The sequence below is a fragment of the Okeania sp. SIO2C2 genome, assembly GCF_010692625.1.
GTDB lineage: Bacteria > Cyanobacteriota > Cyanobacteriia > Cyanobacteriales > Microcoleaceae > Okeania > Okeania hirsuta.
In genome coordinates, this window is sequence record NZ_JAAHGM010000012.1 from 15,391 (window position 1) to 39,092 (window position 23,702).

The 23,702-nt window shown below is 42.7% G+C and carries 18 protein-coding genes; 10 read left to right on the plus strand and 8 right to left on the minus strand.

The window, feature by feature from the left end; all coding sequences use genetic code 11:
• Nucleotides 1–406: 406 nt before the first annotated feature.
• Both F6K18_RS12930 and F6K18_RS12935 read left to right on the plus strand, forming a co-directional pair.
• Nucleotides 407–1,564 carry a sigma-70 family RNA polymerase sigma factor gene (locus F6K18_RS12930; protein WP_287521314.1) on the plus strand — a complete coding sequence of 386 codons (1,158 nt, stop codon included), beginning with the start codon at nucleotides 407–409 and terminating at the stop codon, nucleotides 1,562–1,564.
• Between the two features lie 519 nt (nucleotides 1,565–2,083).
• On the plus strand, nucleotides 2,084–2,677 hold the full coding sequence (locus tag F6K18_RS12935) for a hypothetical protein (RefSeq protein WP_287521316.1): 594 nt from the start codon (nucleotides 2,084–2,086) through the stop codon (nucleotides 2,675–2,677).
• Between the two features lie 70 nt (nucleotides 2,678–2,747).
• On the opposite strand, the gene F6K18_RS12940 is transcribed toward F6K18_RS12935, so the two are convergent.
• The 4 genes from F6K18_RS12940 to metH all read right to left on the minus strand — a co-directional run bounded on the left by F6K18_RS12940 (nucleotide 2,748) and on the right by metH (nucleotide 8,658).
• Nucleotides 2,748–3,185: a hypothetical protein gene (locus F6K18_RS12940; RefSeq protein WP_287521318.1), complete on the minus strand. Its 438-nt coding sequence runs from the start codon at nucleotides 3,183–3,185 to the stop codon at nucleotides 2,748–2,750.
• A gap of 158 nt (nucleotides 3,186–3,343) precedes the next feature.
• Nucleotides 3,344–3,811 (minus strand): hypothetical protein, encoded by a 468-nt coding sequence (locus tag F6K18_RS12945; protein WP_287521319.1) that lies wholly within the window; start codon nucleotides 3,809–3,811, stop codon nucleotides 3,344–3,346.
• 316 nt (nucleotides 3,812–4,127) lie between these two features.
• A complete protein-coding gene (locus tag F6K18_RS12950; protein WP_287521321.1) occupies nucleotides 4,128–4,601 on the minus strand; it encodes a hypothetical protein in 474 nt (157 codons plus the stop codon).
• Nucleotides 4,602–4,995: 394 nt separating this feature from the next.
• Nucleotides 4,996–8,658, minus strand: a complete 3,663-nt coding sequence (gene metH, locus F6K18_RS12955) for a methionine synthase (protein ID WP_287521322.1) — start codon at nucleotides 8,656–8,658, stop codon at nucleotides 4,996–4,998.
• Nucleotides 8,659–9,722: 1,064 nt separating this feature from the next.
• Here metH and F6K18_RS12960 point away from each other — a divergent pair.
• Complete coding sequence (locus F6K18_RS12960; RefSeq protein WP_287521323.1) at nucleotides 9,723–11,753, plus strand: S41 family peptidase; 2,031 nt, start codon at nucleotides 9,723–9,725, stop codon at nucleotides 11,751–11,753.
• Between the two features lie 603 nt (nucleotides 11,754–12,356).
• Here F6K18_RS12960 and F6K18_RS12965 read toward each other — a convergent pair.
• Nucleotides 12,357–12,533, minus strand: a complete 177-nt coding sequence (locus tag F6K18_RS12965) for a hypothetical protein (protein ID WP_287521325.1) — start codon at nucleotides 12,531–12,533, stop codon at nucleotides 12,357–12,359.
• A gap of 625 nt (nucleotides 12,534–13,158) precedes the next feature.
• On the opposite strand from F6K18_RS12965, the gene F6K18_RS12970 reads away from it, so the two are divergent.
• Nucleotides 13,159–14,754, plus strand: a complete 1,596-nt coding sequence (locus F6K18_RS12970; protein WP_287521327.1) for an amidase — start codon at nucleotides 13,159–13,161, stop codon at nucleotides 14,752–14,754.
• 376 nt (nucleotides 14,755–15,130) lie between these two features.
• On the opposite strand, the gene F6K18_RS12975 is transcribed toward F6K18_RS12970, so the two are convergent.
• Nucleotides 15,131–15,388, minus strand: a complete 258-nt coding sequence (locus F6K18_RS12975; RefSeq protein WP_287521329.1) for a hypothetical protein — start codon at nucleotides 15,386–15,388, stop codon at nucleotides 15,131–15,133.
• A 221-nt stretch (nucleotides 15,389–15,609) separates the two neighbouring features.
• On the opposite strand from F6K18_RS12975, the gene F6K18_RS12980 reads away from it, so the two are divergent.
• Complete coding sequence (locus tag F6K18_RS12980; RefSeq protein WP_287521331.1) at nucleotides 15,610–16,353, plus strand: transposase; 744 nt, start codon at nucleotides 15,610–15,612, stop codon at nucleotides 16,351–16,353.
• Complete coding sequence (locus tag F6K18_RS12985; RefSeq protein WP_287521333.1) at nucleotides 16,346–16,687, plus strand: RNA-guided endonuclease TnpB family protein; 342 nt, start codon at nucleotides 16,346–16,348, stop codon at nucleotides 16,685–16,687. The genes F6K18_RS12980 and F6K18_RS12985 overlap by 8 nt, the downstream gene beginning before the upstream one ends.
• A 273-nt stretch (nucleotides 16,688–16,960) precedes the next feature.
• Here F6K18_RS12985 and F6K18_RS12990 read toward each other — a convergent pair whose 3' ends face one another.
• Nucleotides 16,961–17,353, minus strand: coding sequence for a hypothetical protein (locus F6K18_RS12990; protein WP_287521334.1), 393 nt, complete (start codon nucleotides 17,351–17,353; stop codon nucleotides 16,961–16,963).
• 849 nt (nucleotides 17,354–18,202) lie between these two features.
• On the opposite strand from F6K18_RS12990, the gene F6K18_RS12995 reads away from it, so the two are divergent.
• The 4 genes from F6K18_RS12995 (at nucleotide 18,203) to F6K18_RS13010 (ending at nucleotide 21,748) form a co-directional block, all read left to right on the plus strand.
• A complete protein-coding gene (locus F6K18_RS12995) occupies nucleotides 18,203–19,396 on the plus strand; it encodes an FAD/NAD(P)-binding protein (protein WP_287521336.1) in 1,194 nt (397 codons plus the stop codon).
• Between the two features lie 14 nt (nucleotides 19,397–19,410).
• Nucleotides 19,411–19,563: a hypothetical protein gene (locus F6K18_RS13000; RefSeq protein WP_287521337.1), complete on the plus strand. Its 153-nt coding sequence runs from the start codon at nucleotides 19,411–19,413 to the stop codon at nucleotides 19,561–19,563.
• Between the two features lie 118 nt (nucleotides 19,564–19,681).
• The gene (locus tag F6K18_RS13005) at nucleotides 19,682–20,443 is read left to right on the plus strand and encodes a GTP-binding protein (RefSeq protein WP_287521339.1); all 762 of its coding nucleotides are present in this window, start codon (nucleotides 19,682–19,684) and stop codon (nucleotides 20,441–20,443) included.
• 489 nt (nucleotides 20,444–20,932) lie between these two features.
• Complete coding sequence (locus F6K18_RS13010; protein WP_287521341.1) at nucleotides 20,933–21,748, plus strand: metallophosphoesterase family protein; 816 nt, start codon at nucleotides 20,933–20,935, stop codon at nucleotides 21,746–21,748.
• Nucleotides 21,749–22,041: 293 nt separating this feature from the next.
• Here F6K18_RS13010 and F6K18_RS13015 read toward each other — a convergent pair whose 3' ends face one another.
• A complete protein-coding gene (locus tag F6K18_RS13015) occupies nucleotides 22,042–23,673 on the minus strand; it encodes a DUF1254 domain-containing protein (RefSeq protein WP_287521343.1) in 1,632 nt (543 codons plus the stop codon).
• Nucleotides 23,674–23,702: the final 29 nt, after the last annotated feature.

Sequence of the window (23,702 nt, forward strand, 5' to 3'; positions counted from 1 at the left end):
TGAGAAGTTCGTCGGCAGTATCAAATGCTACTCACACGCCGATAATTGAAAGGAATGCTTCATTAGTAATACACTTTGAAGTACGAAATGTGGGTTGATGATTGAAGTTGGTTGAGTCGAGATTAAAAAAATTAGTGCTAAGAGCTGATTTATAAAGTAAATATTAAAGCCCAGAATCACTTGCTATTCTTAGGTTTTAAGAGGGTTTTAAGAGTGATATTCAAGTTAATTTATAATTGCTAAAAGCGAGCTTATATAAGACTTTTAGCGAAGTTTACAAATCAGCTCTAACTCGAAAAAGTCAGAAATTGGGTATGGAAATCGTCTTAAGAATGTAAGGAGAGAGGATCGAAATTAACATTTTGTCCTTACTCCAATCAGAAGGACAAAACCAATTTCGTTTTTTATGACCTCCAGCACTGCAAATACAAGACGAAACTTAATAGATAATCCTGGGACAGAGAGCGTACGCTCCCATCTAATCTCTCAGTTTTGGCCGCAATGGCAAGAAAGTCGAGGCCAGCTTTATCGCTGCTGTCTCAAGATGATGAATTTTAACCGAATGGATGCCGAGGATGCTCTGAGTCAGGCAATGGTAAAAGCTTGGGAAAAGGTGCAAAAGTTCGGGGAAAAAATTACTAATTTAAAGGCTTGGTTGTATCGGGTGACTCGTAATTTTTGCATCGATCTTATCCGCAAAGGTTCTCGTGGTGCTGTGGGTGTTGAAAGTATTGAATGGGTGGGTAATACTGAGGAAGTTATTACCACAGGAACGGTTGAATGTCCAGAGTCTGTTCTGGAGAGAGAGGAGAGGTCCGAACGGATACGAGGGGCGATCGCTGAGTTACCGGAAAAGTTGCGGGAGACGTTTATTTTGCATTTTTATCGGGAGCTTTCCCATACAGAAATTGCCGAACAGCAAGGGATATCTTATGATAATGTCTGCAAGCGCATATCTTTGGCACGGAAACGGCTTAAACAGAAGTTGAGTGCCTATTTTCGAGATTCAGAGTCGGAAATAGGCGCAAACAGCTATTCGTCTCTACAGATGTCAGTGGAGAGTCAGTCTCCTACCCCAGAAGAAAATGGGGAACAGCAGCAGCAGATAAGGTCGCAAGATGATAAGAGTGTTTTGGAGGCGGAGACTGTATCGGTTGAAAGTGAGATAGCAAAAGTTCAACCATTTCCCAATAATAATGCTAAATTAAGTCGCCATTCCATTACTCAATCGGGCGATCGCTCTATTTCTCCATCGCAACCAGAGGTAGAAAAGTCAGAGATTGTTGATAGTTTAGGCGTGTTAGAGCGAGTCCGGATAATTAGTGATGAAGAAACTTATCTTCGTTACACAGGGGAAATCTCTCTACTTTCTCCTTTACCCGCTCCCATATTTATAAACATTCAACGGTCGATGAGATTAATGGCGATGGTTTGGTTAAATAGAACTGGTGTGGTTAATGTTAGTAGAGACCCACCTTTATTATCCAGACTTTCTGTTTTTTGGCAGAGTTTTATCCAAGGTGTAGGATGGAAAGGAGGAGAAGGGGCGATAACTCAATATTGAAATAGTTACGTTAGAGGTTTATTTGACTTCTATCAAGAGCTTCACTATCCAGAATTTACCGCTGGAAATTCCTGTTTTAAATATAAACTCAGAAACTGATAACTGAAATCGTCCTTAAGATGTACAACTCAATTTTATTAAGTCAGTTAAATTAAAGTCTCTAACTCTACTAAAAATTCAGGGATTGACTTTAGTAACCGTCTTATAGATGTAAGGGAAAACCTAAAATTTTCTATTAACAAATTAGCAAAGGAGAAAATTCAATGAGTACAAGTGAATTAACACACGAAGAGTATGATATCAATCGTCAGGACGAAAGAATACATAAGCGGAGGTCGATTGCTCTGGAGCATTATGTTCGCTCTCATCCATCGATAAGCCCATGCGTGCCCATCCAAAATATTGCAACAGTGCAAAAATTAGGCATTTAAAAACGATGAAGTAAAATATGGATTATTTCAGCTTTTTCATGGTAGGTTATGAAATGTAAGTAATAAATTCAAATGGAGAGAAAGGAATATGACATTCGTCAGTGGTAAAGTTTGTAGTAATGCAATAGTTTTTTACAACAGGTTACCTAAAATGGTTGGCTATAATTTCATAATAACAGCAACAGGACAGGTAGCGGTCCAAGAGTTCTTGGAAAAGGTAAAGGCGGCTGACAAATTTCTTAGGATACCAAAAAAACTAATCGTGGTAACAGGCTTCCATGGAGACATGAGTGGAGGAATAAAAAAATTTTTCAAACGAAACGAAATCGAAGAAGTGCTAAATGCAGCGGAAAGCTACAAAGAAAACGCGCACCTAATAGTTTTTACAAAGTATCAAAAAGACGAAATCGAAGGGGCAGACAGAGCATGGGTAAAAGAATGGAACTACTTCCAGAACTCAGCCGAGTATAAGTCAAAACCAATCCCACAGGAGTGGTTAAGTGAAGTACACAACTATGGGAGTCGAGTCGAAGCAGACGGCGTGTTCTATACTTGGTGTGACAGTCAGTGTGCAATGACCGAAAAATGTCAAATCGACGGCTATAATTTGAATGGTTCATTTATTGATGATGAGGATGAGACCGAAAGCGATGATTCCTCATCCGAATCCTCAAGCTGGTAGGAATGGAAAGGGACTGGAAGGTCGTTTTAAAGCGGAAAAGGGAAGAGCCTTGGACTATAAGGGCAGGAAGTCACAACGAGTTATATTCCATGGTCCAAATACAACAACTCCATAAGTTGATCAGAAAAGAGGCCATATAAAAGAGCCAAACAACCCAATCTTGCATCCCATACCATTCAACCCCACCAAACCCCAACTCCACTCCCAATAAACCACCCCTAACCCAACTCACCCACCGCCGAAGATAGTCACCAATCCGCCAATCTGACGCACCTTGCTCATAAAGCAGGGCTACCTTCGCCTTCATTTTATCCACCGTTTTCTGGGCTACACGTAAACCTGATGGGGTAAACCAATAGCCCAGAAACTCAAAACCCCTGGACACGCGCCCGATAAAAGTTTTGTTTGGGTGCTTTTCTACTTGCAAATCAGCCATCACCTCATTCACTGCCTTGATGGCTTTGCGTAACTTCCACCGCGTCGGAGCCAGAATCACCCAATCATCCATATACCGGACATATCAGTTATCAGTTATCAGTTATCAGTTATCAGTTGTAAGTAAGTAGACAAAAATATTGGTGTTGCACAATTAGGAATGATGAAACCCGAAAGTAGATATTTTTGGACAACTATTTCCTCAATATATGTACAGTTGAAAATCTATTATCATTCTTTAATGTGCAACCCCACAATATCCATCAAAATTTTATGATTGATGCTGGCATAATACCCCTTAACATCAGTGCGAAACACAAAAGGATGCTCCTCAACATTAGTAGCAACCTCTCGCACCGCCCCCTTCAACCCACCATTCCCGGCTAAATGAAAACACCGAGTGGAAAGGACAGGTTTCAAATGTTCCGTCAAAACAATAGTCATCGCCTTGTTCACCAAAGCATCCAAAGACGACCACCATTCTATAGATTTCTCCTCACCACGAATCAAGCGCAACTCCCGAAATTGAAAATTTCCCGAAAGAAGTTGCGCCTGTAGAATGGGCTTTTTCTCGTGCCACCATCGTCTGAGCTGCCTGACATCCGCATTAGGATGATAATGTTGGCGTTTTTTACACAACCATTGATAAGCAGTATCGATCGCCTCGTCGGAGGCTATTTTTTCGAGAAGAGTGGACATAGATGTAAAATTCGTGGGCTTTGTCACCCCCAATGTTCTAAAATTACAGAAAAGTTGGAAACTTATGTCACTCCCGGCCACCATTAAGTACTTAGGCAAAATTAATTGTACATTTGTCATTGCGAGTTGAACGGAGTGAAACGAAGCAATCGCTATACTTTGGGATTGCTTCGCTGTCGTATGTCCTATCGGACACGCTTCGCGAACGCAATGACACAAATAATTTTGCATACCCACTGATAGGATGATGTGATCGCCCCACGTCCGAGTTCTCGCCCAAAAGCTGGCAGCTTGCTTGAATAGGGGTTGACTTTTGTCACATCGTACTAGGCTGCACCTCGTCGCACGAACCTAGATTAACGCCAACTCCTGGCTGGAATTCATCCCAAGTCTTACATACTTGCTCGTAGCATTGAGGTGGTGTGATGGGTAGGTTTTTCAAGTAAAAGAACATCGCCTGCTCGAAAGACTCCAGCAACAATACAACCTCTGTGGTTGGATCATAATTATCGACAACTTCCAAGATGTGAGCAATCATAAAGTCATGGCGCAAAATTGCAGTGTCAGGAGCCGCTAACCAGGCATTCAGGAACGGCGCCAGGCGAGAACGTCCGACAAAATGGGTTTTGAATGATTCTCCGCTAACCCCCAATGTTGGAGAATTTGTGCTACAAACTATCGCACCGCGCTTCTGACTGAGATGACCAGCCCAAGCATTATAGCCAATGACCAGCAAATTAGTGGCAATAAAATCTTGATGCCAATTCGATCCATCGTTTGTTTGACTCATGTAGAACCTCTATTTTGAAAGCAAATCCAGTTGGAATTTAGGCTAAAGGAGCTATGCTGATGCCTAGCAATTAGAAATAAAAATTAGAGGTCGCCTGGATTTACAGCACTTTTGAGGATGGTGAGGTACACTTAAAAATTAATCTCTGTCTTTGCAGTTACAACCTGGAAAGCTGTAACAAGCAGGATGCTTGTGTTACCAAAATTACTAACAGACTTTCAACTTTTAACAAATATAGGACTTACGCAAAATGGCAAATTTCACACCATTTGTAGGGGCGAACGGCCGTTCGCCCCTACTAGGTATGGTGGTCTTGCGTAAGTCCTGAAATAATAAAATTTTGTACCTCACTAACTCTGAAACGGCTGTAAGCGCGACCCCATTCCCTATCTATCTAAGCGCTAAAATATCTAGCGACAGGATGATAGGTGACAAAAGCAGTGGTCGATTGCTCTGGATAAAGCTGTTCGCTCTCATCGATCAATAACCCAATGCGCTCGCATCCCAATAATTGCAACTGTGGCACTTGATCCATCACCGTCGGACAAGCTGGATAGCCAAAACTATACCGAGAACCCTGATACCTTTGGGCTAATACATCGCGAATGTTATCAGGCTCTAAATCTCCATAGCCTAATTCCCGCCGAATCCTGGCATGACTCCATTCTGCCAAGGCTTCCGCCATCTGCACCGCCATCCCGTGGAAGTACAGATAATCGGTGTACTTGTTGTCTTTATAGAGTTCCTGTGCTTTCTCGGTGGCAATTTCTCCCATAGTGACTGCCTGCATAGGCAAGACATCAAATTGATTCTGTTCGAGGGGACGGATGAAATCAGCAATGCACAGCCGACGCCCGGATTTCTGACGAGGGAATGTCCAAGTGACAAAAGGGGTTGCTGTTGTCGGTGTTAAACCCTGCTCAATGACACTAGGATCGTAAACATGAACAGAATTGCCGATCGCTGCACAGGGGAAATAACCATAAACTAGAGTGGGTTCCAACCATTTTTCTGTGCGAATTTTTTCCTTCCATTCTTCCAAAATTGGATGAACCTTTGATGCCAGGAACCAATCATATTCCTCGCGAGATTGACCTTTCGGTTTACGGAATTGCCATTGCCCAGCAAACAGTGCTTGCAAATCCATGTACCAGAACAGCTCTTCTAAATCTAGATCGCCACTCTGAAGAATTTTAGTCCCCCAGAAAGGCGGCGTAGGACGTTCGATATCAATCGCCACATCTTCCGAGCGTTTGGTATCAATGACAGTTGGTTCATCTGATTTCTTCCCATCGCCATCGGATTTCTGCCCATCACCATTGAGTTCTCGATCTGAATCTTCAATCGCCTTGCGTCCCTTTTGGTTAAACTGAGCAAATTCCCCTGTAAAGCCTTCGGTATCCACCCAGGATTGCTGTTCTTTGGCGGGCATCAGTCGATCCATAAAGGTCAAATCGGCAAAAGCATCTTTACCGTAAATCACCTGCCCGTTGTAAGTATCTTGACAATCGCCATACACAAATTTTGGAGTTAGTGCTGCACCGCCTAAAATCACTGGAACTGTAATCCCTTTAGCATTAAATGCTGCCAGATTTTCTTTCATAAATGCTGTAGACTTCACCAGCAAGCCACTCATGGCAATACAATCAGGCTGATGCTGCTCATAGGCTTCGACAATTGCCTCAATGGCTTGTTTAATGCCCAGATTGACGACCTTGTAGCCATTATTGGTCAAGATGATATCCACCAGATTCTTCCCGATATCATGGACGTCGCCTTTAACGGTGGCAATCAGGAATTTCCCTTTACCGCGATCTTCGTCCTCTCCTTCGATTTTTTCCATGTAGGGTTCGAGGAAAGCCACTGCTGATTTCATGGTTTCGGCTGACTGCAATACGAAGGGCAATTGCATTTGACCAGAGCCAAACAGTTCGCCCACAACCTTCATCCCATCTAACAAGAAAGTATTGATAATCTCCAGTGCTTTATGACCTGAATCTAAACCCGCCTTTAACGCATCATCCAATCCAATGCGCTCGCCATCAATAATATGTTGCTTCAAGCGTTCGTCGATGGGCAAATCTGCTAAGGAAGGACCAGTTCTAGCATCCTTCGCACTCACCCCCGCAAAAATTTCCGTCAGCTTCGTCAACGGATCGTAGGTGCAAATATCGCCTTCAAATTTGCGATTGTCATAAATCAAATCGCGACATATCTGTTGATGTTCTTCGTCAATCTTCGATAACGGCAAAATCTTGGCAGCGGAGACAATCGACCCATCCATCCCTGCTTTCATCGCTTCATTCAGGAAGACCGAATTTAAGGTGATGCGAGTGGCTGGACTTAAGCCAAAAGAAATATTAGAGACCCCCAGCATAAAGTGAACGCCGGGCAGATTTTCCCGAATCAGTCGAATTGATTCGATCGTTGCTTTAGCATTTTCCCGATCCTCCTCAATCCCAGTTGAAATCGGTAAAGCTAAGGTGTCATAGAAAATTTCATGGGGTGGAATCCCAAACTTGAGCGCATCCTGATAAGCGCGTTGGGCAATCTCGAATTTTTTCTTGGCGGTTCGAGCCATTCCCTCTTCATCGATACAGCCGATGACAACTCCTGCGCCATATTCTTTTGCCAATTGCAGAACTTTAAAAAATCGCTCTTCTCCATCTTCATAGTTGGTGGAGTTGAGCAAACATTTGCCCCCGGCGACCTTGAGACCCGCTTCCATTTTTGTCCACTCGGTGGAGTCGAGCATCAGTGGGAGAGTCGTATTAGTCACCAGTCGCGATACCAGTTCTCGCATATCCCGTTCTCCATCACGCCCGACGTAATCCACGTTTACATCCAGCATATGCGCCCCTTCTTTGACCTGGGATTTAGCGATCGCCAATAACCCATCCCAATCATCTTCATTCAAAAGCTTGCGGACTTTTTTAGAACCACTGGCATTTAATCGCTCACCAACGATTAAAAAAGAATTATCCTGCTCATAGGTTTGGGCTGAATAAATGGAAGCTGCTGCTGGCGTATAGGAGAGGGGCGATCGAATCTCACCGACGGCATTTTTTCGCACCGAACGCTCTTTTAGTGGGGTGTGTTCCACAGCATCGGCTAAAGCTTGAATATGTGCTGGGCGCGTACCGCAGCAACCACCGACAATTTGAACTCCATGTTCCGCAATGAACCCTGTCATGGCAGTTGTATATTCTTGGGGGGTCATTTTATAAACCGCCTGACCGCCAACATTTTCTGGTAGTCCCGCATTGGGAATACAGGAAATGGGGAACGGCGAATTTTCTGACAGATACTTAATATGAGAAGTCATCAAATTGGGACCTGTCGCACAATTTAGCCCCAAAATATCAATGGGGAAGGGTTCCAGAATTGCCAGCACCCCAGAGATATCCGTCCCCACCAACATGGTTCCCTGGATTTCCATAGTCACGGACACCATTAAGGGGAGTCGCGAACCTTTTTTGGCAAACACCGCCTCAAACGCACTCAGTGCCGCCTTAATTTGCAGAACATCTTGACAGGTTTCCACGATGAAAAGATCGGCTCCCCCGTCAAAGAGACCTTCTGCTTGCACCATGAAGCTCGCTCTCAATTCATCATAAGTAATATGACCGAGGGTGGGTAGCTTGGTGCCTGGACCGATGGAACCTGCGACAAATCTTGGTTTTTCGGGAGTGGTAAACTCATCCGCACAACGGCGAGCCAATTCTGCCGCCTTTCTACTGAGTTCGTAGGCGCGATCGCCTAGATCGTACTCTGCGAGGACTAAGGGACTTGAGCCAAAGCTATCAGTCTCGACAACATCTGCCCCCGCTGCAAGAAAATCACGATGGACCTTGGCCACTGCTTCTGGCTTGGTGATGACTAAATATTCATTACAACCTTCATATTCCGCTCCACCAAAGTCCTCGGCGGTCAAGTTTTGGGATTGGATGTTAGTTCCCATTGCGCCATCAAAGATTACCACTGGACGCTCTGGGTTCTGGAGCCGTTCGAGAAATGAATTCTTTAACTGAGGTTTGGGAGTTTCAATACTTAGCATAGATTAATGGTTATAGTTGGATTTATCCTGCAACCTTTTGAAGCCCAAAGCTATTCAGCTTGGAAGGTTGAGGAGGATAATTTTATATGAGAATGATAATCATTCTCATAGTTAAGATAACATAAAAATACTTTTTATTTATTTACAATTGTGTTGGATTAAGGCCATCACTATAAACAGCTTTTGGGCTAAATGCTTTTTTGGACCTTTAGCTAATTAACAGTCCACCCCAAGCAAGTAATAGAGAAAAAAAGATTGTAGCGATCGCCTGTCTACTCAACAGCAATAAGGTGCAAGCTATGAGAAATTTGTTGGAGGGATAGCATTCTTGAAAACAATCTACTTTGCAGCACAACACGCTTGATACAGGCGATGCAACTTCAGGTGCTAGGCGAAACAGTCCCCTTGCTGGATTAATCAACCGACTCAGGCCATTCAAAACGTCCAGCCAGTCCAGATTTGAAGAATTATGTCGATTATGAAGATTTTATTAAGAAAGTCGCATAACATCCGCTGACAGGGCTAATATGCACAGCAAGATCGTGATCAAACCTTAATTTTGGACATTATCAAGGTCTGAGTCTGTATAATATCATGTCCGGTTGAACAGTGATAAATAAATAACTACGGAGTCCTCAGGAGTCAGTCCTCAGGAGTCAGGAGGGAAGAAAGAAGAAGGAAGAAGGAAGAAGGAAGAAGGAAGAAGAAGAACAGGAGAAGAAGGAGAGAGTTTTTTTTATCACTAATTATCCGGACATGATATAATATGCCACATCGGGGAGATAGACTGACTACGATCTGCATAACACTCTATTTTGGGGTGTTATCAAGACTTTATTCAGTCTAACGTCATTCACAGGGGTGTTATCGCGATCAATATCAGCCTAATACCCCTAATTGGGTTAGTTAGACTGACTTAGATAAGAGAAAGCATAATAAACAATAGTTAGCCTGAACAAGAACCAATTAACTCTATAGGATGATCCTGCCACGGCTAAGACTTGCTAAGAGTTACCTGAATTATTTTTCGTTGCACAAATTAATAAAATTGAGGGATAAAGCTTATGAACTATTCCCATAAAAAACGGGCAAAACGAATCACATCAACACAGAGAAATGCTAGGCTTAATAGCTCAGAACAGGGAGAAAATAGCCTGGATTTTTTGAGTGGTGCTCACCCTGCTGTGAAATCACAATTGTCTACTGCAACTGATTTGCCAACCTTCCTCGAATCAGTTGGCAACTTAAATCTTGATTCCCGCAAACGGATTGTTGAACAAGCACTAATTCTTTTTGACGATAACTTTGTTCATTTACCGTTAAAGGAATCGATGCATGGTGTGAATCCGATTCAAAAGCTTCGGTTGATACGGCATCGTCTTGATCAGTCAACAGATTCCGAGTTGGATAGTGCCTTATCATTTCACCAAGAAATGTTGGAGATATTCAATTCCGTTCGAGATCTCCATACAAATTACCTTTTGCCTTTCCCATTTGCAGGTAAAACAGCCTTCTTGCCATTTCAAATCGAGGAGTATTTTGACCAAGGTGAACCGCACTATATTGTGACTCATTTTGTTCAGGGCTTCTCGCACCCGCACTTTAAACCCGGTGTCGAGATTAAAATGTGGAATGGGGTTCCAATTCGCCGTGCTGTTGCACTATCTGCAGATTTGCATGCAGGGAGTAATTTAGCAGCGCGTCATGTTCGTGGTCTTGACGGCTTAACAATTCGTCCTCTAATTGTTGCATTACCGCCCGATGCTATGTGGGTTGTTATCGGTTACACTGATCTCAATGGTAATGACCGCGAATTACAGCAAAATTGGGCTGTTGTAGAATCATTTGAGCTGGATTTTGATGCGGTAGATGCTGATGAAGTAAGGCTGAGTTCTGTCTCTCAGGGAGTCGACCTGGAGGCTCAGCTTACCCAGAAAGCTAAGAAAATACTTTTTGCCCCAGAAGTAGTAGCGGCAGAAGGCGAGAAAACAAAGATTTCTAAGCAAGCAGTAGCTTCTGGGCAGACTATCACAACTACGATGCCAGGAGTTTTGCACGCAAAGAGTGTCAACACGCCCTCTGGAGAGTTTGGACATATCCGAATTTTTACTTTTAATGTTAATGATCCTGAGGCATTCATTAACGAGTTTATTCGTTTGGTCGAATTACTCCCACAGAACGGTTTAATCTTGGATGTCCGAGGCAATGGTGGAGGACATATTTGGGCTAGTGAGGGCCTTTTACAGGTACTGACTCCTGTTGATATATCACCAGAACCAACTCAGTTCATCAATACGCCTTTGAACTTACGGATCTGTCAACGCCACGAGGATAACCCTACTGGAATGATTGATCTTGGTCCTTGGGTGCCCTCAATTCGTCGATCACTAGAAACTGGCGCTATATATTCAGGTGGTTTTCCGATTACTCCCGTAGAGTTTGCAAATCAAATAGGGCAAAAGTACCATGGACCTGTAGTGTTGATCACTGATGCACGTTGTTACAGTGCAACAGATATATTTGCAGCTGGATTCCAAGATCATGAAATTGGCCATATTCTCGGTGTAGACGAAAATACGGGAGCTGGTGGCGCAAATGTTTGGGAGCATAGCTTATTGCGAGCTTTATTAAATTTGCCTCAACCCTCAGATTCTGAGACGCCTTATGAACTGTTGCCAAATGGTTCCAATATGCGTGTTGCAATCCGTCGTTCGATCAGAGTAGGAAAACAGTCTGGTACCCCCGTTGAAGATTTAGGAATCACTCCTGATTCACGCCATTATATGAGCAAGGATGATTTACTAGAAGGTAATGTAGATCTCATTAATAAGGCTGGAGGAATTCTTTCTGGAATGCCAGTTCGTCAATTGGATGTGACCACTACAACTGGCTCAGGAACAACCATGACGATCCAAGCAGAAACCTTGGGACTGAGCCGTCTCGATATTTATATTGATGGTCGTCCGGTTGACAGTATTGAGGTTACAGATGGAAGTCAGTCGTTTGATATCGATATTCCACCCTTAGCAAGGTTGCTAGAGTTTGCTGGTTTTAAGGCTAATGAGTACGTCGCATCTAGACTGGTGAGTTTTTAGCAACCGTGACCAAAAGTGATGGCCAATTTTGCCAGCAATTCTCAGTATGACAATATTGGCCTACGAAACCCATATTTTTGAGGGCAGCAAGTGGCTGAAAGCATCATTTTTTCCGTTCAAAAAACTGAGCTTTAGGGTCGAGTTTTAGTGCAAAATCTCATACTGAGAATTGCTGCGATTTTGCAGGTAAGGTTGACGAAGAAAGCATAACAACTTATTGCCAACTACTTCTACTGCTTAAACGATCACCAACTAACCTTTTCGTGAACCAGGCGGGCAGACAACCTCTGACTTCGTTTCAGCAATCTCTACCGCTGGTGACTCTTATCGTTGAGCCGACAAATCTCATTCAGCAAATACGGCATAGATTTACAACCCTTAAAATCCACGAAAAACATAAAACCCAAGGGAGATGAGCTTTGGGCCTATGAGTCATTTGGAGTAGGCGATCGCCCGAAACTGGGACATTTCCCTAGAGCAAATAACAGTTAGAAAAGAAATTTATGAGTGATGGCGACTTGCATTTTTTCCAGTAACTCCGAAAGTTGTGAGGATAGTCAGGAGAGTTTTTTGCATCATATGGACCAAATGTTTTTTTTGCCTTTAGCTAATTAATAATCCTTCCCAAGGAAGTAATAGAGAAAAAAAGATTGTAGCGATCGCCTGCCTCCCCATCAACATCAGGGCAAATTTGAAAGACTGTTCGCGAGCGATCGTCAGTGCTGTCACCAGATAGGGGAACATTACCCCGGCTAGATAAACGCCTGTGAGGATTTCCACCGGGGACAACAGGCTGACCGTATTGGGTTGAGCAAATAGCAGTAGGCCGTCTTTGCGAACTGATGCCAGAATGACAGGCGATGCAGCTTCAGGTGGTAGGCGAAACAGCCCCATTGCTGGATTAATCAACCGACTCAGACCATTCAAAACATCGATTCAGTCCAGATTTGAAGGACTATGGCGATAATGAAGATTTGATGAAGAAAGCCGCATAACATCCGCTGACAGTGCTAATATGCACAGCAAGATCGTGATAAAACCCTAATTTGGGGCATTATCAAGATCTGAGTCTGTGTAATATGCCAAATTAGAAAGACAGACTGACTATGATCTGCATAACACTCTATTTTGAGGTGTTATCAAGAACTTTATTCAGCCTAACATCATTCACAGGGCTGTTATCGCGATCAAGTCAGCCTAATACCCCTAATTGGGATGGTTAGACTGACTTAGATAGGAGCAAGCATAATAAGCAATAGTTAGCCATATTTTGGGCATCTCCAAGCTAAGATATGCTCCAGTTGATCATGGAACTTTTATTGGGCTTGACTATTTCTAGAGGAGATACTTAAGCTATTTATTGCTTCAACTTCAGTGAAGCATCGGAATCGTGGAGAGAAATTTAATGGTTCAATTAAATCGACGTGCATTTCTGACGAGTAGTATGGCTGTAGGACTAACTAGCACCCTCGCTTTAGGTAAGTTGGGTCAAGCCAAAACAACTCGACCAGGAACAAATAATACTCTCGCCAACCAACTATTCCCTATTCCGCCTGAAGCACTTGCTCGCATGAGGGAATCCGACGAATTGATAGATTACGATGCACTTGGTTTAGCCCAACTGATCAAAGCACGAGAGATTACGGCTAGAGAGTTAGTTGAAGTAGTTATTCGTCGTATTGAAGCGATGGAGCCAATTATCAATGTCTTGACTACTCCTACCTTCGAAAGGGCTTTGGAAAAAGCTGATCAAATTCCTCTCAACAGCACGTTTGCTGGTGTGCCAATTTTAATCAAAGATATGATTGATGTCGGGGGAGTCCGTCGTACCGATGGCTCACGACTGCAACTGACAAATGTCCCAGTCAGAAATGTGAGATACATTGACGGGGTCGAAGCCGCAGGCATGAATATTGTAGGCATGACCAATGTTCCAGAGTTTGCCCAGTTGGGTATTGTCACGAATAATAGTGCCTTTGGCTTGAGTCGCAACCCCTGGGATTTATCTAAGTCCACACTGGGGTCTAGTGGAGGAGCAGGGGCTGCTGTGGCAGCAGGAATTTTGCCTTTAGTTCACGGAACTGATGGCGGTGGCTCCAACCGATTGCCCGCCTGTGCCAATGGCGTTTTTGGCATGAAACCTAGCCGAGAACGTATGCTCTCTGGTGAATCCGATGGTGGGCATAATCCGTTCAAAACAAACCAGGCTTTGAGTCGAACAGTGCGTGATAGTGCCGCCCTTTTCAATGACACTGAAGACAAGTCTAGCCGAGTATTTGAACCTGTGGGGCTGGTGACTGGTCCCTCAACCCGACGATTGAAGATTGGTTATGCTGCCTCAATTCGTGGGGGGCTGGTCGTTGAAGAACCTGTTCGTAAAGCCCAAGAAAATGTTGTACGGCTGCTGCAAGATTTGGGGCATGAGGTCGTTGAGGTCACTTTCCCCGTGAATGAGGTGGAGTTTTTTACAAACTATAATGGTGCATTTTTACGACAATTCGGGACTGTGGCTGAATCTACAGAAATCCTCAGTGGTAGAGCAGCCGCAGAGTCAGGTCTCCTAGATCCATTTACCGCTTCCCTAATTGAATACGGTGCTTCCATTACAGATGAGCAAGAAGCCCAAGGGCAAGCCTATCTCGCTAAAGTTCCAGGCTTTTATATTGATACTTTTGAATCGATCGATATTTTGATGTCGCCAGTCATGCCTGTTCTATTTGTCGAGGGAGACGCACTAACACCAAACGACAGAGTCAATGACTCAACTCTAGAGTTCCTACAAAATCGTCTGGCCTATACGGCTCCCACTAACGTGGCTGGTAATCCAGCTATGTCAGTACCTTTAAATTGGAATGATGAGTCAGGTTTGCCGATTGGTACTATGTTTCAAGCGGCCATTGGCAATGACAAGATGCTGTATGAACTGGCCTATGAACTAGAAGAGGCAAGACCTTGGAAAGAGCATTGGGCACCATATTCTGTCAAGTACATTCCTGTGTAAATTCTTACGGCAACAGCAAGGACTAAGCTCATGATTTATAAGGTTGAGCACCCAATATACGTCTAACCCTAGACTGCACCGGACTGCTACTTGAAATATCTACTTGAGGCGATAAGTTATCTGCAGCCGGTGAGTCTTACCGTTGAGCCGACAAATCTCACCTAGCAAATACGGTATAGATTTACAACCCTTAAGATCCACGAACAACATAAAACCCAAGGAAGATGAACCTTGGGCCTATGAGTCATTTGGAGTAGGCGATCGCTTGAAATTTGGACATTTCTCTAGAGTAAATAACAATTAGAAAAGAGATTTGTGAGTGATGGCGACTTACATTTTTTCCAGTAACTCCGAAAGAGAATGTTTTTTTGTACCTTTAGCTAATTAATAATCCGCCCCAAGCAAGAAATAAAGAAAAAACGATCGCCGCGATCGCCTGTCTACTTAACAGCAATAAGGCAAATCGAAGAGACTGTTCTCGCGTAATAGTTAACAGAGTAACTAAACAAGGTAGCAATACTCCTGCTAGATACACCCCAGTCAAAACCTGCAATGGAGTTAACATAGCCAAGGTTTCTGGTTCGGCAAATAATAGCAGTCCATCTTTGCGAATAGAAGCTAAAATAATAGGCAATGCAGCTTCAGGGGGATAACTACTGAAGCCGAATCATTGGACAAAGTTAAACAAATATTAATAAATATTAAAAATCTCCTGATTATTTGCTATCATACACTCATTCATCTTATAACTATCAAAGACTTTTTTTTATAGCTTACCAGTTCAAATGCAATCAATCAAAACCAAATTAAAAGTTAACAATAAACACTCATACGATACTTGCCAAACACGCAGGTGTGGCTCGTCATGCTTATAACTGGGGATTAGCGACTTGTATTGCTGAGTACGAAGAAACTAAGAAACGGTCTAGTTCTGTCACTTTACATAAGCGTTTGGTAGCTGAAGTTAAAAGTGAAAATTCTTGGTATTATGAAGTATCAAAATGTGCCCCTCAACAAGCTTTAAGAGACTTAGAAAGGGCATTTAAAAACTTTTTAACTATTCCTAAATGTGGGTTTCCTAAATTTAAGAAAAAAGGGAAAAAAGACAGTTTCTATTTAGAAGGAAGTATTCATATACTGAGAGGAAACTACATCAAACTACCCAGAATAGGAATAGTAAAAACTTATGAAATCTTACCATCTGTACCAGTCAAAAATGTGAGAATATCCAAGCGGGCAGGTGAATGGTACATTAGTTTTAAGTATGATGAACAAAAGCCCAAACCTCTGACTAAAAAACAGGCTATTATCGGTGTAGATGTAGGTATAAATGCCCTAGCAACTTGTAGCGATGGAACAATCTACCCTAACGTCAAAGCTTACAGACAAGCCAAAAAACGACTAACTCGTTATCAACGGCGTGTCCAGAAAAAAGAGCCTGGTAGCAAAAAGAAAGCCAAAGCAGTAAAAAAACTAGCCAAGATTCACAAAAAAGTAGCTGATATCAGAGCAGATGCACTACATAAACTGACAACATGGTTAGCTAAAAACCAACCCACCCCCATCCCCTCCTGGGAGGGGAGCAAGAGGGGTGGGTGAAGATTTGAATGTAAGTGGAATGCTCAAAAAGCGGTGCGACCCCGCGACGACGTCAGTCGCAAGGGAACGCGCACCAAGAGATCATAAATTAGCAAGTGCGATAGCAGACTGCGGTTTTTATGAGTTCAAGCGTCAGCTTACATACAAGTGTGAATGGTATGGCAGTGAGCTAATAATAGCAGATAGATTTTATCCAAGTTCTCAGATATGTTCTGACTGCGGACATCAACAGAAAATGCCGTTGAATGTTAGACTATACGAGTGTGAGAACTGCGGGTTCAAGGCAGACAGAGATTTTAATGCTGCTATGAACTTAGAAAACTATGCACGTTAGTAGGTGGAGTTCCCACCGATTTTAAGCCTGTGGAGAAGATAAGTTACAGACTGCGGTCAGTGGTCTTCTGTGAGACAGGAAGCTAGCTCCAAAGCTCATGCAATCATTCATGGGTAAGTTTGGGTAAGTTTAGCAGAACGGTAAATTAAACCATCCCATCAAAGGGCTAATTTATCTGATGCGTCTGGGGAACAGCTACCCAGAAATATGACAGTTGTGAGGATAGTTAGGAGAGTTTTTTGCATCATATGGACCAAATGTTTTTTTGTACTTTTAGCTAATTAATAATACACCCCAAGCAAGTAATAGAGAAAAAAAGATCCCAGCGATCGCCTGTCTACTCAACAGCAATAAGGCAAATCGAAGAGACTGTTCTCGCGTAATAGTTAACAAAGCAACTAAACAAGGTAGCAATACTCCTGCTAGATACACCCCAGTCAAAACCTGCAATGGAGTTAACATAGCCAAGGTTTCTGGTTCGGCAAATAATAGAAGTCCATCTTTGCGAATAGAAGCTAAAATAATAGGCAATGCAGCTTCCGGCGGTAAATTAAACCATCCCATCAAAGGGTTAATAATATTGGCTAAAGCTGCGATCGCTCCTAACCAATTCAACACAGAAGCAATAACAGTAATAACTAAAAAGATGGGAATTGCATTGAACAAAAATTGATTAATACAGGACTTACGCAAAGACACTATATATAGCGTATGGCCAATAGAGCGGTCGCTTTGAAAAAATGTAGCGATTGCTGACGCAAAGCTCCGCTAACGCCTCAAGACAAATACCATTGTCAAAACAAGGGTATGAAGGAGTGTTGAATTTTTTGTATGATCTCTCCCCACATCTTCCCTCCTGTCTCCTGTCTCCTGTCTCCTGTCTCCTAGCTAAAAAAACTTGATATTTATGAAGATACGCTTAGGGGTTCTATATTATGAAAAGCAGTGGTTTGGTAAGTATTTATACTCTATAAATATTTCTATATTAACTTTCTCATTCGTCAAATTCTCAGGAAAATATTTATGCTTAATATTTACTTAATTGTTGACTACTACGACTTTCTCCTAAATTCTGACTCCTGACTCCTACATTATCATTTTCTTTGTGGGTTTAATACCCCACCGTCAACGGGGGTGTTCAAAATTACTTGGGGGAGCGTAGACGCGGAGCGGCCCTTCGTTGACTATCCCCATGTAATTTTCCTCCTGTCTCCAGTATAGCTGTCTCCTGTCTCCTTCTTCAAGTACTACAAAATGTAGGTTATGGGCAGAGTCTTGGTATTACTGTACTCTTGTAGACTGAGCATTGGCTGTAACATTTGTCTATAAAATTGAGACAATATGTATTTATAAGCTTGTAATTCAGACATCAATAAGCTTACAGCTTATTTGTAGTTAATGTGAGCTGTTTGCGCAGCATGACCTAGGAAAAATCTTGTTTGCGAGCCGTTACAGCTATATATATAATTAAAATAATAATGATTATCATTCTTATAATTATGGTTCTTTAATTCCATGTCCTTACCAATACAAACCAACATTGCCATTGTGGGTGCGGGACCCCACGCCCTAACTTTGGTAACTCATCTGTTGCAAAAACGGAAAAAGTATCGCCATAAAATAATAGTATTTGACCCCAGTGCCACTTGGATGAGTCAGTGGCAACAGCAGTTTGCAGCCCAAGAAATACCCCACTTGCGATCGCCTGCCGTTCATCACCCAGACCCAGACCCCTATTCCCTGCGTCGGTTTGCGGAAAATCGCCCAAACGAACTATTCCCCCCCTACGACCTACCTGGAGCAAAACTATTTCAAGAATTTTCCCAAGACGTAGTTAGTCGCTGGCAATTAGAAGACAAAGTATATAAAGCATCAGTGACAAATATTGCTCCCATCACTCACCGAGGGAACCCTCAGTTTCGAGTCGAACTAGACGATGGTAACTCAACCATAGCTCGTCAAGTAATCATGGCCAATGGTGGGGGAAAACCGCAATTTCCAGAATGGGCGAAAAAAATTCCCACACCCTATCCAAACCAACGCCTTTGTCACTCCCACCAAGTAGACTTGCAAGGTTTGCGACTCAGAGGAGAAAAAGTGCTAATTATCGGTGGGGGATTAACTAGCGGTCACTTAGCAGTGGGAGCCTTAAAACGAGGTGCAAACGTAACCTTGATGGTAAGACGTCAGCTCAAAGAGAAATTATTTGATGCGGAACCCGGTTGGTTAGGCCCAAAATATTTAAAAGCTTTTAGCGCTGAAACAGACTGGCAAAAAAGATGGCAGTTAATTCAACAAGCACGAGATGGTGGTTCCATGACACCAGCAGTGATGACTCAGTTGCGCCGTTACCAACACCAAGAGGAGTTATCTATTTTTGAGGAATGTCAGGTAGTGGGTGCTGAGTTTGTGGGCGATCGCTGGCAACTAAAATGTGATGATGGCATGATGTGGGAGGGCGATCGTATCTGGTTAGCAACAGGTACAAAACTTGATGTGACACAACAACCTATCTTAAAAGAATTCTTGAATACTCACCCAGTGAAAATAGTGAACGGGTTGCCAGTATTAGACGAATATTTGCGTTGGTCCGGTTGTGAACTATTTATTATGGGTGGGTTAGCTGCTTTGCAAGTAGGACCTGTCGCCAGAAACCTATCGGGTGCAAGGATGGCAAGTTCCCGTATCGTATCAGCGCTGAAAAGTTGAGTTATGGAAGAAAAATGTCAGGAGTTGGTAAATTAGTGTATGATATTAGTCTTAATTACTTAGGAGTCAACCCACCCCTAACCCCTCCCAGGAGGGGAAGTCAGGAGTCAGGAGTCAACCCACCCCTCGCCCCTCCCAGGAGGGGAAGAAAGAAGAAGAAAGGATAGTAGAAGGAGAAAGTTTTTTGGTCGCGTAAAGGTCATGGAGTTCTATAACGCTCTTATCCGTTAGCGCAGCTCCCCTAGAACGGGGAAATGATATCATACCTCAAATTACCAACGCCAAATGTCAAAACCTATAATCACTGTAGTAGCGGGCCCACCGGGAGTCGGCAAAACAAATTTTATTCGGGAACAAATCCCGAAAGATAGTCCTGCTGTTTATTTCAGTCCCGGTACTGGCAATGTTCCCATTGACCACACTTGCCTTGCTACAGATTTTCCCAATCTAAAAATTATTACTGATGCTCAACAGTCACAACTCATAGAATATCTGGCTAATGGTACAGTTGCTTTCATCGAATTAGGATTTTATTTAGAGTTAGATGCAATGTCATCACTGCTTGATAACATTCCTAGCAGTCGTATTGCTATTATTCCACCAGGAACAGAAAATAGCGAATGGCATCAGTGGGCGAACCAAACTGTAGAAGGATTTGCTATTGAGAGCAATATTAATAATTGTCAATTTTGGCGATCGCCTACTAGGGGTCAAATTATCGATCCAGCAAGTTTAGATGTTTTTTGGTATGACGAATTAACTGCTGGAGCTTATGGTCAAATTGTGCGTGCTAAAGCAATTTTTGATATTGCTGATGGACGTGCTTTTTACTTTGATTTTGTCCTAGGAAAAGAGACTGAATATCAAGAATTAAATTTACCAAGATGGTTAAAAGGTAGACCAGAACGCTTTAGTGGAATTGAAGTTTTTGGTCATAACTTAAATCAAAAAGCTTTGGTAGAAACTTTACAAGGTTGTTGTTTACCCGATGCGGCAATTTTAGCTTATCAACAACAAGTAAAAGAAACATTAGGAATTACTGAATAATGAATAATGAATAATGAATAATTATTGGTAGTGGAATGTTTCAGCTAAAACTGTGCATTAGAGAAGACACCGTAGGGGCGGGTTTTACAAGTGAGTTAACGAGTTTTCATGCGTTTCTCAGATAAACCCGCCCCCTATGATATGAGCCGCCTCTCAGGGGCGGGTTTATGTAAATCCTAGAGTAAGCATGAAAATTTCCTGAGAAACCCGCCCCTACCTATTGCACCATTTAAGGTGTGTCAGTCCAGTAGGGTGTGTTAGCGCTAGCGTAACGCACCAAAGCCACTCACCATTTTAGTCTTGACACGCCAGTAGGGTGTGTTTCGGCTAAGAGCCGACATGTTTGCGGAGCATTCCGTCAGGAAAAAGCGCTAGCGTAACGCACCAAAGCCATATATATATTACCTTTGCGTAAGTCCTGCTTATATTAAATTCCGTAACGGTTTTAACCAGAGGTAATTATCAATTAATAAAAGAGGAAAAATTAGTATGAAAATCGCAGTTATGTCTTGCATTCATGGCAATTACGAAGCTTTAAATTCTGTATTAATAGATATAGAAAAACAGAAAGCAGAGAAAATTTTCTGTCTCGGAGATTTGGTCGGTTATGGTCCTCATCCTAATGCGGTTGTCGAGCAAATTCGCAGTTTAGATATTCCCACAGTTTTAGGTTGTTGGGATGAGGATATTGTGGAGGGATTAAATGCTTGTGAATGTAGTTATCCTTCTTTATTAGCAGAGAAACGTGGCAAGTTAGCCCACGAATGGACTGATCGAGAAATTCATCCAGAAACGCGAGAATATTTAAGTTCTTTACCTCATACTTTGAAAGAGGAAAATATGTGTTTTGTTCATGGTAGTCCTCATAGTAACCATGAATATTTATTGCCAGATTTAGATGGATTTTTAGCAGTTGAAAGGGTAATTAGTAGTGGTGCTGATGTATTGTTTTGCGGTCATACTCATGTGCCTTATGTTCGTACTCTTGATGCTGGTCAATTATTAGTTAAAGTTAATAGTTTTGGGAGCGAAAATTTAGAATCAAAGAGTTGTATTGCTCCTCTGAAAAAAATTGTTAATGTTGGTTCTGTAGGAGAACCTCGTCATGGCAGACCGAATGCTACTTATGTTATTTATGACAATGAAACAGGAGAAGTAAATATTCGAGAGATTCCCTATGATTATCAACTTACTTGTGAAGCTATAGTTAATAAAGGGTTGCCAGAAATTTTTGCTTGGCGTTTGGCTAGGGGTTTAGAATATGCTGAAAAAGCTGATGACCCTACTCATATTTGTGAGAGATAATTAATTAGGAGTGGGTTGTAGACTTTTCAATGATTAATAATTAATTAGGTGGTAAAAATTTAGAATCATTAACCAGTATGCACAATTCCCTGACTTTTAGCGGGGAATGTTTTTTTCTATTGAGAATTTTGTACTGTCGAGTAAAAAAGTTTTTGTTTGTAGTAGAGCTTAAGCAAATGAAGCATCTATAACTTATTGCTAAAGCCCTACTACGAGCTTCTGAATTATAACTATTTAACTCGATATGTATAACTCATAGCTTATTTTTCACTATTGAGGAAAGCTTGACATCATTATTGGACAAGTTCAAGATCCCCTGGTATCCAAGTTTGATCAAACCAAGGTTCTAGGGGACCATAGAGGCGAAGCATGGCGATATAGCTCTTTCCTGGCATAGTCTGTATCCAGTTCCCCTCATGACCAATAGGTGCTTCCGGTCCAAACCACATGGTGTAGGAACCATCTGGGTTAGCTTTAACAGAGGGATTATTACTGTCAAGTCCTGCTGTTTTTTGGTCTGTTTCTAACATTGAGCGGTGCTGACCAGAATAAACTGTTAAAGCCCAGAAGTTGTTGACAGGGATTGGGTTAGGCAAGGTAACTGAATAAGTGTTGTCACCCTCAAGATAATCGCCTGCACTATCCCGTGCTGTCATTCCATAGACCGAACCAGAGCCAACTGGTGGGCTAACCAGAGATGGGCTAACTCCTGTAATCATGTAGTGAAACAAAATACGGTCATCGAGTACTCGTTCGCCATTGTCGAAGAATTCGTGGCTATCCCCTGGATAGAAAGAAATCCATTGTCGCTCATCGGGATAGATATATACGCTTTCCTTACGGGGGGAAAAGGAAATCGATCGGGCGGCAGCATTGCCAATTTTTACTGCTTCGGTTAAAAGGTTCTTCATTCGCTCATCTGGTGCAAACGGTTGCCCCTTTTTGATCCCAATCGCAGCAAACTGACCCAGCAATTCGGGATCGAATGCATCCGCCGGTTCGTACTGAATGACTGCATTCAATTCCTCAAAAAACTGATAATCATTGGCGTGAATTGTGTTCATCTGCCGATCGGTCAGATTGACAAAGCGCTGCTCTGGTGGATTGCTGGCCTCAGCTAGCGGATACGTGCGAAAAACAGATTTAATCGCATCGGCAGTTCCGGCCAAATCCCCGTCTTCGATAAAACCTCGAAAGAACAACCAGTTACGATAGCTCGGTGTTGTGACAACATAGTCAACTTCTTCAGGGATTTCTCCATCATAATCAGGATTCACTAACAGATATTTCCCGCCTTGGCCTTGGTCTGGCCCTACATTCCCTACATCAGTCACATACCGGAAGTAGGCATCGTCAATCGTTCCCAAAATCCCTGGCGGAATTTCCAGGACGATCGGTCCATCTTTGACGTTCGCTTCTCCTACTACATACATGGTGGTAGAGTTGGCAGTCAGAAATAGGGAGCGCGCATTCATCAATCCCTCAAAAATCCCCACATCTCCTGGTTGAATATCTTCATCTATTAAGCCTTCCAGCATAGCGTAGATAGATGCAGCAGGGATGCCATTGAGGAACGCATCTACCCCACGACTCACATCAATGAAGTCGTAAGTTTTTTGGACGGTCGCTTCGCTAGGCATGCCATCAAAGAAGTCAAGCGTACCCAGCAGTTCAGTTTCCACAATATCGTCTGTCAAGACTGACTCAGGGGGATCTGCTTCATAGATTGCGGCTTGGGCTGGGGCAAAGCCTGCTATGGGCAAGCTCCAGAGGCAAGGCACGAGCAAAAGCAGCACGCTGAGCAGCGTAATGGGTCGTTTTAAGCTGTTCGTTATTCGTTGCATGAATCCAGAAACTCCTGAATAGATAGAAATCGTAAGCTGGGCAAAATCAACGCTCTTAAGGTCAAAGCATTGATGGATCAAGATTTGCCCACCTACCGCTACAAATGGCC

Bases quoted from the DNA above. Each gene is read 5' to 3' on its own strand.
- F6K18_RS13000 (WP_287521337.1), top strand. From the start codon at position 19,411: ATGTCAGGAGTTGGTAAATTAGTGTATGATATTAGTCTTAATTACTTA.
- F6K18_RS13005 (WP_287521339.1), top strand. From the start codon at position 19,682: ATGTCAAAACCTATAATCACTGTAGTAGCGGGCCCACCGGGAGTCGGC.
- F6K18_RS12960 (WP_287521323.1), top strand. From the start codon at position 9,723: ATGAACTATTCCCATAAAAAACGGGCAAAACGAATCACATCAACACAG.
- F6K18_RS12970 (WP_287521327.1), top strand. From the start codon at position 13,159: ATGGTTCAATTAAATCGACGTGCATTTCTGACGAGTAGTATGGCTGTA.
- F6K18_RS12945 (WP_287521319.1), bottom strand. From the start codon at position 3,811: ATGTCCACTCTTCTCGAAAAAATAGCCTCCGACGAGGCGATCGATACT.
- F6K18_RS12935 (WP_287521316.1), top strand. From the start codon at position 2,084: ATGACATTCGTCAGTGGTAAAGTTTGTAGTAATGCAATAGTTTTTTAC.
- F6K18_RS12930 (WP_287521314.1), top strand. From the start codon at position 407: ATGACCTCCAGCACTGCAAATACAAGACGAAACTTAATAGATAATCCT.
- F6K18_RS12950 (WP_287521321.1), bottom strand. From the start codon at position 4,601: ATGAGTCAAACAAACGATGGATCGAATTGGCATCAAGATTTTATTGCC.
- metH (WP_287521322.1), bottom strand. From the start codon at position 8,658: ATGCTAAGTATTGAAACTCCCAAACCTCAGTTAAAGAATTCATTTCTC.
- F6K18_RS12940 (WP_287521318.1), bottom strand. From the start codon at position 3,185: ATGGATGATTGGGTGATTCTGGCTCCGACGCGGTGGAAGTTACGCAAA.
- F6K18_RS12995 (WP_287521336.1), top strand. From the start codon at position 18,203: ATGTCCTTACCAATACAAACCAACATTGCCATTGTGGGTGCGGGACCC.
- F6K18_RS13010 (WP_287521341.1), top strand. From the start codon at position 20,933: ATGAAAATCGCAGTTATGTCTTGCATTCATGGCAATTACGAAGCTTTA.